General features: G+C 68.8%; 8 protein-coding genes. 6 read left to right on the top strand and 2 right to left on the bottom strand.

Translation table 11 applies throughout. The features are described from left to right. Positions 1-41: 41 nt before the first annotated feature. The 5 genes from BGP17_RS08570 (at position 42) to BGP17_RS08550 (ending at position 5,582) form a co-directional block, all read left to right on the top strand. The gene (locus tag BGP17_RS08570) at positions 42-737 is read left to right on the top strand and encodes a carbonic anhydrase (RefSeq protein ID WP_167300977.1); all 696 of its coding nucleotides are present in this window, start codon (positions 42-44) and stop codon (positions 735-737) included. Beyond that, positions 734-2,245 (top strand): SulP family inorganic anion transporter, encoded by a 1,512-nt coding sequence (locus tag BGP17_RS08565; protein ID WP_167300976.1) that lies wholly within the window; start codon positions 734-736, stop codon positions 2,243-2,245. The genes BGP17_RS08570 and BGP17_RS08565 overlap by 4 nt, the downstream gene beginning before the upstream one ends. Positions 2,246-2,409: 164 nt before the next feature. Then, positions 2,410-3,225 carry a TorF family putative porin gene (locus BGP17_RS08560; RefSeq protein WP_286711682.1) on the top strand — a complete coding sequence of 272 codons (816 nt, stop codon included), beginning with the start codon at positions 2,410-2,412 and terminating at the stop codon, positions 3,223-3,225. 186 nt (positions 3,226-3,411) lie between these two features. Next, the gene (locus BGP17_RS08555; RefSeq protein WP_286711681.1) at positions 3,412-4,917 is read left to right on the top strand and encodes a tryptophan halogenase family protein; all 1,506 of its coding nucleotides are present in this window, start codon (positions 3,412-3,414) and stop codon (positions 4,915-4,917) included. Continuing rightward, complete coding sequence (locus tag BGP17_RS08550) at positions 4,914-5,582, top strand: DUF6445 family protein (RefSeq protein ID WP_286711680.1); 669 nt, start codon at positions 4,914-4,916, stop codon at positions 5,580-5,582. Before BGP17_RS08555 ends, BGP17_RS08550 begins: the two co-directional genes overlap by 4 nt. 89 nt (positions 5,583-5,671) lie before the next feature. Here BGP17_RS08550 and BGP17_RS08545 read toward each other — a convergent pair whose 3' ends face one another. Together BGP17_RS08545 and BGP17_RS08540 are read right to left on the bottom strand one after the other, a co-directional pair. Beyond that, a complete protein-coding gene (locus BGP17_RS08545; RefSeq protein WP_286711679.1) occupies positions 5,672-7,756 on the bottom strand; it encodes a hypothetical protein in 2,085 nt (694 codons plus the stop codon). Between the two features lie 86 nt (positions 7,757-7,842). Next, positions 7,843-10,371, bottom strand: coding sequence for a TonB-dependent receptor (locus BGP17_RS08540; RefSeq protein WP_286711678.1), 2,529 nt, complete (start codon positions 10,369-10,371; stop codon positions 7,843-7,845). Positions 10,372-10,652: 281 nt separating this feature from the next. Between BGP17_RS08540 and BGP17_RS08535 the strand changes: the two genes are divergently transcribed. Next, on the top strand, positions 10,653-12,839 hold the full coding sequence (locus BGP17_RS08535) for a glycoside hydrolase family 3 N-terminal domain-containing protein (protein WP_286711699.1): 2,187 nt from the start codon (positions 10,653-10,655) through the stop codon (positions 12,837-12,839). The last annotated feature ends 23 nt before the right edge of the window (positions 12,840-12,862 follow it).

The raw sequence follows: 12,862 nt of genomic DNA, 5'->3' as shown, positions 1-12,862 counted from the left end.
GGCTCCTTAGGTTGCACTCCGCTGTAAAAGGAGTTGTAACCGTGAACGAGTTGATTGGTCGGGTCTTCAGCTTCGAGAAGACCGTCTTCCCGAACCAGAGCGACCTCTATGGCAAGCTCGCAACCCAGGGGCAGAGCCCCAAGGCGCTGATGATCTCCTGCGCCGACTCGCGCGTCGTGCCCGAGCACATCATGCAGGCCGAACCCGGCGATCTGTTCGTCTGCCGCAATGCCGGCAACATCGTCCCGCCCTTCGCGCAGAAGATCGGCGGCGTCTCGGCGACCGTCGAATATGCCGTGATGGCGCTCGGCGTGCGCGACATCATCGTCTGCGGCCATTCGGACTGCGGCGCGATGAAGGCCGTCGCCCATCCCGAGATGGTGGCGAGCATGCCCAATGTCGCGGTGTGGCTGAACCATAGCGACGCGGCGCAGAAGGTCGTCGCCGATGCCTATCCGGGCCTGGGCGAGACCGATCGCGTCCGCGCGATCAGCCTGGAGAACGTCGTGGCGCAGATCGCGCACCTGCGCACCCATCCCTCGGTCGCCTCCGGGATCGCGCGCGGCGAAATCGCGCTGCACGGCTGGTTCGTCGATATCCATGCCGGCCAGATCCTGGCGCTCGACGGCGAGACCGATCGCTTCGTCGTCGTGCGTGACGATACCCCGTTGCCCGTCGCGGTGAAGCCGGCTCGCCGCCGCGCGGCCGATTTCGACCTGGTGGAAGCCGCCGAATGACCTCCGCCACCCTCCCCAAGGGCTGGGTCGTCCGTGATTTCACGGCTTCGATCGTGGTCTTCCTCGTCGCGATGCCCCTTTGTATGGGCATCGCCGTCGCTTCGGGCATGCCGCCCGAAAAGGGCCTGTTGACCGGCATCATCGGTGGTGTCGTGGTCGGCCTGATCGCGGGCTCGCCGCTCCAGGTGAGCGGTCCCGCGGCGGGCCTCGCCGTCATCGTGTTCGAGCTGGTGCGCGAACATGGCCTCGCCGCGCTCGGCGCGATCCTCGTCCTTGCCGGTGCCCTGCAGGTGCTGGCCGGCGTCGTGAAGGTCGGCGGCTGGTTCCGCGCGATCTCGCCCGCGGTGGTGCACGGCATGCTTGCCGGCATCGGCGCGCTGATCGTGGTCGGCCAGTTCCACACGCTGTTCGACGCCAAGCCGCTCTCCAGCGGCCTCGAGAATCTCGCGGCGCTGCCGGGCCGGCTGTTCGGCCTCGACCCGACCAACATCGCCGGCACCGAGCTGGCGCTGGGCCTGGGCGTGCTGACGATCGTGCTGATGCTCGGCTGGGACAAGCTCAAGCCCCAGGCGCTCCGCCTGATCCCGGGCGCGCTGGTCGGCGTGGTCGGTGCGACTTTGGTCGCCTTCGGCTTCGGCCTCGACGTCGTCCGCGTCGCGGTTCCCGATTCGCTTGCCTCGGCGGTGACGCTGCCGGGGGGTGGTTTCCTGAGCTCGTTCCTGAGCCCGACGATCATCATCGCCGCGATTGCGGTCGCGTTCATCGCCAGCGCCGAGACGCTGCTGTCGGCCGCCGCGGTCGACCGCATGCACGACGGCGTGCGCACCGACTATAACAAGGAACTGCGCGCGCAGGGTGTCGGCAACCTGCTCTGCGGCCTCGCGGGCGCGCTGCCGATGACCGGCGTGATCGTCCGCAGCTCGGCCAACGTCCAGGCGGGCGCCATCACCCGCCTGTCGGCGGTGCTCCACGGCGCCTGGCTGCTCGGCTTCGCCGCGCTGCTGCCGTGGCTGCTGCGCGAGATCCCGATGGCCGCGCTGGGCGGCGTGCTCGTCGTCACCGGCTGGAAGCTGGTGAGCGTCAGCCATGTCCGCCACCTGTTCCACCATTATGGCATGCTGCCCGCCGCGATCTGGGCGGTCACCTTCGTGCTGGTGGTGGCGACCGACCTGCTGACCGGCGTGCTGGTCGGCCTGGGCCTCTCGGTGCTGGAACTGCTGCCGCACTTCCGCCGCCTGCGCCTGAAGGTGGACGCGGAACAGGGCGAGGACGCGCACCGGATCAATCTGGACGGTGCCGCGACCTTCGTCACGCTGCCCAAGCTCAACAGCGCGCTCGACGCGGTGCCGGGCGACAAGCCGGTCCATCTCGCCTTCGAGAAGGTGCCGGCGATCGACCATACCAGCGCCGAAACGCTGCGCGACTGGGTGCAGCGGCGCCGGGCGCGCGGGCTCAAGGTGGAACTGAGCGGCCATCCCGATCAGCTCCGCAAGCTCCAGCCGGCCTGAGGCGCAGCAACATTTTCTCACAAAGGAGAAACCCGCCGGCCTGACTGGGCCGGCACTTTGAAAGTCGGAAAGCAGCGGCTCCCTTCCCACTACCCATCCCGGGATGAGAGGGTCGCGCTTTCCGACGCAGGCGGGAACATTCTCAAGCTAAGGGGAATGCCCGCATGAAACACTATCTGATCGCGGCCGTGCTTTGCTGCACGGCCGCACCGGCTTTCGCGCAGGAAGAAGCGCCGCCCAAGCCGATCACCGTCTCCGGCAATGTCGCGCTCGTCTCCGACTATCGCTTCCGCGGGGTGTCGCAGAGCGACAAGGGCATGGCCATCCAGGGCGGAATCACCGTCTCCCATGAAAGCGGCCTCTATGTCGGCACCTGGGGTTCCAACCTTGCGGGCTGGGGCACCTTCGGCGGCGCGAACATGGAGCTCGACCTGGTCGCCGGCTACAAGCGGCAGCTGGCCGACGGGCTGGCGGTCGATGTCGGCGTTACCTGGTACATGTACCCCTCGGGCGCCGACAAGACCGACTTCGCGGAGCCCTATGTCAAGCTCAGCAGCTCGATCGGGCCGGTCTCGATGCTGGCCGGCGTGGCCTATGCGCCGAGCCAGGAGGCCCTGGGCGACTGGAGCAACACGCCCCGCAGCCGCCCCGGCGCCAAGCATGACAATCTCTATCTGTGGGCCGACGCCAGCAGCGGCATTCCCGGCACGCCGATCACGCTCAAGGCGCATCTCGGCGGCTCGCGCGGCAATCCGGGCCTGGGACCGAACGGCACCAGCGTGGCGCCCACCGGCAAATATCTGGACTGGTCGCTCGGTGCCGACGCGGCGGTGGGCCCGCTCACGCTCGGCATCGCCTATGTCGACACCAATATCAGCAAGGCCGATGCGGCCTATATCCAGCCCAATTTCTCACGGGTGAAGGATGGCAGCTCGATCGCGGACGGCGCGGTGATCTTCTCGGTCAGCGCGGCCTTCTGATGCAGGAATAGATCCACGGGAGAGGATGATTTCACCGGAGCGGCTGCGCCCGCTCCGGTGATCCGCCCGGAATGCGGGCGGACCTGGCAAGGAAATGCATTTCAAGGACCGCCGCGGCGCGCTAATCCCGGGCTTCACAAGCATGAGAAGCCCCCCATGACCGCATCCAGCAACATAACTTCCCCAATGGCCCGGGAGCCGCGGCGCGTGCGCTCGGTCGTCGTCCTGGGCGGCGGAACCGCGGGGTGGATGACCGCCGCCGCATTGTCGCGCCAGTTCGGGCGGACGATGCGGATCACGCTGCTGGAATCCGAGGAGATCGGCACCGTCGGCGTGGGCGAGGCGACGATCCCCACGATCCACTGGTTCAACGAGCTGATCGGGCTCGACGAGGCAGCCTTCCTCCGCGAGACCAAGGCGAGCTTCAAGCTGGGCATCGAGTTCGTCGACTGGGTGCGTCCCGGCCACCGCTATTTCCACCCGTTCGGAGAATATGGCGTGCGCTTCCCCGGCGTCGCCTTCCATCATCGCTGGATGAAGGCGCGGGCCGAGGGTGTGGACCTGCCGCTCTCCGCCTTCTCGCTGGCGACCGAACTGGCCGGGCAGGGGCGCTTCGCCATGCCGACGGGCGATGCGCGCTCGATCCTGTCGACGCTCGGCTATGCCTATCATTTCGATGCCAGCCTCTATGCGAAGCATTTGCGCGGCCTCGCCGAGGCGGCGGGGGTCATCCGCGTCGAAGGCAGGTTGCAGGATGTCGAGCGTGCCGCCGAAAGCGGCCTGGTCACTGCGCTCACCACGCAGCGCGGCGAGCGGATCGAAGGCGAGCTGTTCATCGACTGCTCCGGCTTCCGCGCATTGCTGATCGACGGGGCCATGGGCGGCGCGTTCGAGGACTGGTCGCACTGGCTGCCTTGCGACCGCGCCGTGGCCGTGCCCTGCGCGCGGACGGAGCATACCACGCCCTTCACCCGTTCCACGGCACGCCCGGCGGGCTGGCAGTGGCGCATCCCGCTCCAGCACCGGATCGGCAACGGCCATGTCTTCTCCAGCCGCTTCATGGGGGAGGACGAGGCGACCGCGATGCTGCTCGCCAATCTCGACGGAGAAGCGCTGGCCGAGCCGCGCACGCTGCGCTTCACCGCCGGCACCCGGCGCCGGGCGTGGATCGGCAATGTGGTGGCGATCGGGCTCTCCTCCGGCTTTCTGGAGCCGCTGGAATCGACCAGCATCCATCTGATCCAGAGCGGCATCGCCAAGCTGCTGACGCTGTTCCCGGATCGCGACATGGATCCGATGCTGGCCGAGCGTTACAATGCGCTGCTGGGCGCCGACATGGACAATATCAAGGATTTCCTGATCCTGCACTATCACGCCAATCCCGGGCGGAGCGACCCGTTCTGGGTCGAGCGGCGCGAGATGGCGCTGCCCGAGACCCTGGTGGCGCGCGAGGAACAGTATCGCCGCTCCGGCCGGCTGATGCTGGGCCCCGAGGAGCTGTTCCGCGACGCCAGCTGGCTGGCGGTGCTCAACGGGCAGGAGATCGTGGCGGAGGACTATAATCCGCTGGCCGACGTGTTCGACAGCGCCGCCAACAGCACGCAGGTCCGCCAGGTCGCCGAGGTGATCAAGCGCGCCGCGCCGACGCTGCCGCTGCACGATGCCGCGCTGGCGGCGGCGATGGGCGGGTGACGAAGCCGGATATCGTCGCCCGGCGGATCGGCAGCGAGGGCCAGCCGATCGCGATCGTCGACGGCTTCCATCCCGATCCGGATGCGCTGCGAGCCGCTGCCATGGCTGCCGCGTTCGAGCCTGGACGGCACCATTATCCCGGGATCCGCGCGGCGCTGCCGGCGAATTATTTCGCGCTGGTGCGGCCGGCGCTGGTGCCGGTGCTGCGCGAGGTGCTGGGGGCGGGAAGCGGCGTCCAGCTACTCGATGCCAGCTTCTCGATGGTGACGATGCGGCCGGGCGATCTGGGCGTTGAGCAGCGCCTGCCGCATGTCGATGCGGTGGAGCCCGGGCGGATCGCCTTGGTCCATTATCTGTCGGAGGGCGAGGGGACGGCGTTCTTCCGCCACCGCGCCACCGGCTTCGAGACGATCGATCCAGCGCGCTCGGCAGGCTATCTGGCGACGCTCAATGCCGAACTGCGTACCGACCCGCCGGCGGCGGCCTATCCGTTCGGCGACACGGCGCTGTTCGAGCGGATCGCCCATGTCGAGGCGCGGACGAACCGCGCGGTGATCTATCGCAGTGCGCTGCTCCACAGCGGCGCGATCTCGCCCGGCGCCGTGCTGGACGCGGATCCGGCGACCGGGCGGCTGACGGTGACGGCGTTTCTGGCGGCTGCCTAGCTCCCCTCGGGACGAAGGCGGGCGGCACCCAAAAAATCGCCCGCCACCCCGGGGAGGGATGACGGGCCGAGGTGGGGTGTTGGATAGGCTCAGCGCTTCTTCCGCGCGGGGGCCTTGGGCGGCTGCACCGCGAGATAGACGGTGCTCCAGAGCTGCGCGGCATTGGACTCGTCGACGTCCGCCTTGCCGGCGCCGAAGGCGACGACCTTGTAGCGGCCATTCTCGAAGGCCCAGGACCAGAGCTCCGAGCTTTGCGTCGCGCGCGTCGCCTGGATCGCGCGCCACAGCTTCGCCTGCGCATCCTTCAGCACCACGCGCGTGGCGGGGGGCAGGTCGGTGCGGGCGAGCTGGCGTTCCAGTCCGGCGGCGAACAGCGCCTGCTGCCACGACCACACCACCGCGCCGTGATAGGCGGCCGGGGTGAAGCGGTCCTGCACTTCGGTGCTGGCCAGCGCCGGATTGGCGACGAGCAGGCCGATATCGGTCATCAGGCCGGCGGGGAAGGGCCGTGCCAGCGCGCCGACATAGGCCTGGAGATCGGCCGCATCGGGATGCCCGAAGAGCAACACGAAGCCTTCGTCCGAGTTGATGATCGGCACGGGCTGGCCATGATCGTCGAGCGCGATCGCGTGGTAGCGCAGCGCCTGGCCCTTGAGTGCGGCGAGCGCGGGCGCGGCGGGCACGCCGACGCGCGCGGCATAGTCGCGGATCTGCGCGGTGGCCTGCGCGCCTGGCGTCTCCACCGCGAACAGGCCCGGAGCCTTGCCGCGCCAGGTGGCGGCCATGGCATGGGCACGGGCGAGCGCCGTGCGATCCGCCTGGGTCAGATAGCGGTCGAGCAAGCCGGCGCGCAGCAGCTTGTCGGCGGCTTCCAGCGCGGCGGGGACGAGGATGGCGTTGACGTCATAGGGATAGCGGCCGCGGCCGAGCCCTTCCTCGCTGTCGCGCCACTCGCCGGTGAGGCGCCCGGCCTTGACCGCGACCAGCTTGTCCCAGCGCGGATCGTCCGCGAAGGGCGCGGCATGCTCGAGCACGAAGCGCAGGTTGCGCACCAGCAGCGCGCCGGCAGGCTGGGCGGTGCCGGGATGCGCGACGCTCGGCACCGCGCCCGCCAGGAAGCGCTGCGCGGCGGCGCGATTGGCTGGGGCGAGCAGATACTCCGCGGCGACCGGCGCGAGCATATAGTCGTCGTCGATCATCGCATAATCGAGCGTCGGCGTGTCGCCGCCGCCCTGGCCATGCTGCTGGTGATCGACCAGCGCGAACTCGGAGAGGCCCTCTTCATGCGCGACGTCGCCCTTGTCGTCGAGGCGGGCGAGCACGGCGCCGAGCCCGGCCTCGACCGCCGCGCCCTTGAGCGCCGGCATCAGCAGCCGGACCGACATCAGCGTGTCGCGGCCGAAATAGGTATCGAAGCGCCACGAGCCGGCGAGGAACTTCTCGCGGTAGCTGAGAAAGGCGAGGGCGTTGCGCGCGGCGGGATCGGCGGCGGCCCTGGCGTTCAGCAGCTCGGCCTTGCTCAGGCCGGTGAGCGGCGTGTCGCCCGTCGCCGCGACGATGCGCAGGCGGATGCGGCCATCGGCACCGGCGACGATCTCGCCCTTGTCGATCCGGCCGCCCAGCACCTGGATTTCCAGGCTGTAGCCCGGCGCGCCGTCGACGCGGTCACGGGCATAGAGAATGCGATTGCCCTCGACGCGCATCGGCGCGGCCACTTCGGCGGGGAAGCGGCTGACCGACTGATAGTCGCGCAGGAAGCGGACATTGGAGAGCACCGCCTGCTTGGGGGCGAGGCGGGCGGCATCGATCGTCGCGATGCTCTCGATGCCGTGGAGCGGGCGGCCCCTGGCATCGGCGAAGGTGACCGGGCGCGGCGCCTGGTCGAGCCGCCAGGTGGCGGGGCGAACGAGCGGCTGGAACCACAGGCCGACGCCGCTGTTACCGGCCGGGAAGGCGACCAGGATGCGCGGGTCGCTGCCGTTGCGCAGCAGCAGGTGCGCGGCGACCTTGCCGTCGCGGACAAAGGCATTGAGATTCTGCCCCTCGGTCAGGCTGTAGGCCAGCTCGGGCGCCTTGCCGCCGCGCTGCTGCGCCATGGCCGTCGTGCCCATGCCCGTGCCGATGCCCGCGAGCAGCAGCCCGCCCACCAGCATCAACCGCATCGAACCTCGCATCCGCTTCCTCCTCTCGTTTCCAGATATGGAAAGGCGCGGCGAACCTCTCAGTTGCCGCGCCCCCCTTTTGCGACCCTCGCGGGTTATCAGAACTTGAACGTGATCGTGCCGCCATAGGTGGCGCCGACGATGCCGCGGGCGTAGAAATAGCCGTTGGTGATCGCCTGCGTCTGGCCCTGGCGCGGATTGCCCTCGGTGAGGCCGATGACGTTGAAGATATTGTCGGCGTTCACACTCACCTGCAGCTGCTTGCTGAGGTTGAACGAGGCGCCCACGCTGGTCACGCCGTAGCTCGGCAGGGCCACGCCGTTGCCGGCATCGGCATAGATCTTGCCGATATACTTGTAGCGGCCATAGATCTCACCGAGACCGTTCGGCAGCTTGTAGCTCGGCGTGATCGTGAACAGCCGGGCCGGGGTGCGCTCGGGGCGATTGCCCTCGAAGCCGGCCTGGTTGGCGCCGTTGATCGCCAGGTTCACGAGCTTCGGATCCTGGAACACGCCCTGGAAGTCGATCGAGAACGCATCGATCGGACGGACGTTCAGGTTGAGCTCGACGCCGTTGGTGCGCAGGTCGGCGTTGATGTTGCTCTGCTGCGACGGGTTCACCGGATCGGCGAAGTTGTAGTTCTGGTTGCGGAAGTTGGTGCGGAACACCGTTGCCGAAGCCGAGATCAGGCGGCCCATCTGGTAGCGCAGGCCGGCTTCGTACAACTCGATCCCGGTGATGGGGTCGACATTGTTCATCTGGAAGCCGTTGGCGTAGCGGGCATAGATCGAGAAGTTCGGCGTGATCAGGTAGTTCGCGCCGACGGTATAGGCCACCGCCTTCTTGTTCGCCTTGCGCACCGAATAGGTGCCGTCCCAGGTCGAGCCGACCGTGGTCAGCACGCCCGCGGTGCCGGCCGGAACCGGCTGGTTCACTGCCGCCTGGTTGCCGTCCCACGCCGTGGCGCTGTCATGCTCCCAGCGCACGCCGGCATCGACGTGCAGGTCGCCGATCGAGAACTCGTCGTTCACATAGAGCGACAGGCTCGAATCCTTGCGGCTGCGGATGCCCGCACCCCAGTCGCCATAGGAGACCAGGCCGTTGTCCGACAGCGTGCCGATGACCTGGTTGTTCGCGTTGAGCGCGACGACGTCGTAGATGTCGCTGTTGGTGCGCACGTCGTTGACCACGCTGGCGGTCGCCGACTGATCCTGATTGCGCTTGGTGTTGTAGTACATCACGCCCGCGGTCAGCGAGTTCTTGAAGCTGCCGCTCTCGAAGCTCCAGCGGCCGCCGACATTCATGCCGAAGTCATAGGCGTTGATCGCGTCGTGGTTGAGCGTGGTGCGCTGCAGGAAGCCGTTGCCGTTCAGCGCGTTGAGCAGCGCCGTCTGGTTCGAGCCGATCACCTGGCCGGTGCGCAGGTTCTTGATGCCGTAGCGCACGGTGGTCGGGAAGGCGGCCTGGCCGAGCGTGAGCAGGTCGTTGATCGGCGAGCTGTTGCCCGGGGTCAGATAGTTGACCGCGCTGGTCAGCCCCGCATTGCCGGTGCCCGAGCCCGGGAACAGGCCGTTGAAGTCGTACGAATAGTCCAGATAGCGGCCATGGCCGAACAGCGTGAGCGAGTCGCTGACCGGCTTCTCGAAGTCGAGGCGCGCCTGCCAGGTCTTGGCGACCACGCCGTCGCGATACTTGAAGTCGCGATAGCCGCTCGAATGCGCGAAGGTCGAGACCGGGACGGCGATGTTCGCGAAGGCGTCGCCGCCGACATTGCCGAACTGGGTGTCGAGGCTGGGGATGCCGGCCGGCTTGCCGTTCTGGAAGCGATAGGGCTGGTCGGCGTAGTACGCGTTCTCGACGTTGCCGCCCTTGCCCGACAGGCGGATATAGCCGCCGTCATCGAACTTGTACTCGAGCGCGCCCTTCAGGCGCCAGCCCTGATAGTCGAACGGGTTCTTGCGGACGCCCGGGCTCGACTGGAAATAGCCGCCGATATTGAAAGCCAGCTTGTCGGTGATCGGCTGCGAATAATAGAAATCGCCGCGCTTCAGGCCGTAATTATAGCCGGTGAAGCGGGCCATGCCCTCCGCCTTCTCGTGGTTCGGGTTCTTCGAGACGAAGTTGATCGTCGCGCCCGCGCCATTGACGGTGAGCACGCCCGACGAACCGCCCTTGACCGCTTCGAGGCGATCGATGGTCAGGTCCTGGTCGAAGAAGAAGTCGGCGCCGCCGCCGCCATAGAGGATCGGCATGCCGTCCTCCTGGAGCTGGACGAAGCGCTGGCCGCCGCCCTGCAGGCCGCGGACCGAATAGTTGTTCGAGATCTGGCCGGCGGTCGCCTCGACGAAGATGCCCGGAACCATCTCGAGCAGGTCCGCGGTCGAGCGCGGGGCCTTCTGGTCGATCAGCTCGCGATTGGCGAGCGTGATATCGGCCGAAGCGGTGATCAGCGGACGATTGGGCGTGGTCTGGCCGGTGACGATGATCTGGCCCTCGTCGGCGGCGTCGTCCTGCGCGGCGGGCGCGGCCGCGTCGGTGGCCGCGGTCTGGGCCTGGGCGGCGAGCGGCAGCATGGCTGCGCTGGCCAACAGCGCAGCGCGAACGCCGGCGCGAACGGAAAACAACATATATCCTCCCCAACCGAGTTTATCGCCGGACCGTCCGGCGGTTGATCCCGCCCGACTAGTCCCGGCAACGAGATAATGAAATCGTTTTCTGCAACTGTCACGCGGAATTTGCCAACCAGTGGTGCACTGGGGCAACACGTCCTGATTCCAACGATTTCGGTCGCCTTGGCGGCGAGTGGGGAGAGTGAATCTTGACGCAGAAAAGGGCGGCGCGCGGCGCCGGAACGCGAATCGGCCGCCGCGCCCTGCTTGCCGGATCGGCCCAGGCGGCGCTGCTCGGCATGCTCCCCGTCGCGGCGCGGGCCGCGTCCGCGCGGATCGACGACCTGATCGCGCGAATGACGATCGCGGAGAAGGCCGGCCAGCTCAGCTGCTTCAACGACGAGATCCGGCCGGTGGGGGCAGTGTTCAACCCCGTGGTGGATCCGCGCGGCGCCGACGCGATGCTCGCCGATATCCAGGCCGGCCGGGTGGGCATGCTCTTCAACGGCTATGGCGTCGCCGGTGCGCGCCGGGCGCAGCAGGCGGCGCTGCGGAGCCGGCTCGGCATTCCGCTGGTCTTCGCCGCCGACGTGATCCATGGTTGCCGCACGATCTTCCCGATCCCCTTGGCCGAGGCCGCGGCATTCGATCCCGACCTCTCCGAGCGCGCCGCCCGGGCCGTGGCCGAAGAAGCGAGCGCGGGCGGGCTGCATTGGACGTTCGCGCCGGTGGTCGATGTGGCGCGGGACCAGCGCTGGGGCCGCGTGGCGGAGGGGGCGGGCGAGGATGTGCTGCTCAACCGCCAGCTTGCCGCGGCGCGGGTGCGCGGGCTCCAGGGCCCCGATCTGCGCCGGCCGGACGGCCTGCTCGCCACGCCCAAGCATTTCGCCGGTTATTCGGCGGTGCGCGGCGGCATGGAGTATGCCGCGGTCGACATGAGCGTGGCCGAGCTGCGCGAGACCTATCTGCCGCCCTTCGCGGCCGGCTTCGGCGCGGGCGCGCTGGCGACGATCGCTTCGTTCACGGACTTTGGCGGCATTCCCGCCACCGCAAATCGCTGGCTGCTCACCGACATGTTGCGCGGCGAGCTGGGCTTTGGCGGCGTCTGCGTCTCCGACTATGATGCCGATCGCGAGCTGATCGCGCACGGCGTGGCCGCGGACGAGGCCGATGCGGCGCGGCTGGCGATCCTGGCGGGCGTGGACGTGTCGATGCAGAGCGGGCTCTACAATCGGCACTTGCCCGGGCTGGTCGCCAGCGGCCGGGTGCCGATGGCACGGGTGGACGAAGCGGTGCGGCGCGTGCTGGCGCTGAAGGACGCGCTGGGGCTGTTCGACGATCCCTTCCGTTCGCTTGATGCCGCGACCGAGAAGAAGCGGACGGCGACCCCGGCGATCAGGACGCTGGCCCGCGAGGTGGCGACCCGGTCGATCGTGCTGCTGCGGAACCGGGAAGGCCTGCTGCCGCTGCCGCGCAAGGGCAGGCGGATCGCGCTGATCGGCCCGTTCGGGGCGGACCGGGCGAACCTCAACGGGCCCTGGTCCTTTGCCGGCGATGCGAAGGACGGCATCGACCTTGCCAGCGGGATCCGCGCATTGCTCGCCGATCCCGCCGCGTTCGTGGTGGAAGCCGGAAGCGGAATCCACGAACCGCTTCCCGGCGGCATCGCGCGGGCCGTGGCGGCGGCGAAGGCAGCCGATGTCGTGCTGCTCGCGATCGGCGAGGCGGGCGACATGTCGGGCGAGGGCAATAGCCGCGTCGAGATCACCATGCCGGCGGCGCAGCAGGCGCTGGCCGAGGCGGTGGCCATGACGGGCAGGCCGGTGGTGGTGCTGCTCCGTCACGGCCGCGCGCTGGCGCTGGAGGGCGCGGTGCGCGATGCGCCGGCGCTGCTGTGCACCTGGTTTCTCGGCGAGCAGACCGGCGCTGCCGTGGCCGACATACTCTTCGGCGTGCGCGAGCCGACCGGCCGCCTGCCGGTGAGTTTCCCGCTGGCGACCGGGCAGCAGCCCTGGTCGTACGATCGGCGCGGCACTGGCCGGCCGGCGCCCGATGCCGATCCGGTGGCGCCCGGCCGCAGCCATTGGCGCGACGCGCCAGACCGCGCGCTGTTCCCGTTCGGCAGCGGGCAGGGCTATACCCGCTTCACGCTCGCCGACCTGCAAGTGCCGCCCCGCCTGGCCAGCGACGAGGTGCTGCAGGTGCGCGTCGCGGTCACCAATGCCGGCGCGCGGCGGGGCGAGGCGTTCGTCCGCGCCGACATCCATGATCGGGTCGCCAGCCGGACCCGGCCGGTGCGGCAGATGAAGGCGCACGTCCGCGTCACGCTCGATCCCGGCGAGCGGCGCATCGTGACGCTCGCCATTCCCCATGCCGAGCTCGCCCTGGTCGCCGCGGACGGGCAGTGGCGGGTCGAGCCGGGTGCGTTCGATCTGTGGGTCGGTGCCGGGGGCGAGGAACTCCACAGCCAATTCGACGCGGTTTGACGCAGGCGTTGAAATGCATTGCA

The organism is Sphingomonas sp. 67-41, from assembly GCF_001899725.1.
Taxonomy (GTDB): domain Bacteria; phylum Pseudomonadota; class Alphaproteobacteria; order Sphingomonadales; family Sphingomonadaceae; genus Sphingomonas; species Sphingomonas leidyi.
This window is presented reverse-complemented; position numbering and strand designations above follow the sequence as displayed.

Excerpts from the sequence above, each read along its gene's own strand:
- BGP17_RS08560 (WP_286711682.1), top strand. The coding sequence starts at position 2,410 with ATGAAACACTATCTGATCGCGGCCGTGCTTTGCTGCACGGCCGCACCG.
- BGP17_RS08535 (WP_286711699.1), top strand. The coding sequence starts at position 10,653 with ATGCTCCCCGTCGCGGCGCGGGCCGCGTCCGCGCGGATCGACGACCTG.
- BGP17_RS08540 (WP_286711678.1), bottom strand. The coding sequence starts at position 10,371 with ATGTTGTTTTCCGTTCGCGCCGGCGTTCGCGCTGCGCTGTTGGCCAGC.
- BGP17_RS08565 (WP_167300976.1), top strand. The coding sequence starts at position 734 with ATGACCTCCGCCACCCTCCCCAAGGGCTGGGTCGTCCGTGATTTCACG.
- BGP17_RS08555 (WP_286711681.1), top strand. The coding sequence starts at position 3,412 with ATGGCCCGGGAGCCGCGGCGCGTGCGCTCGGTCGTCGTCCTGGGCGGC.
- BGP17_RS08545 (WP_286711679.1), bottom strand. The coding sequence starts at position 7,756 with ATGCGAGGTTCGATGCGGTTGATGCTGGTGGGCGGGCTGCTGCTCGCG.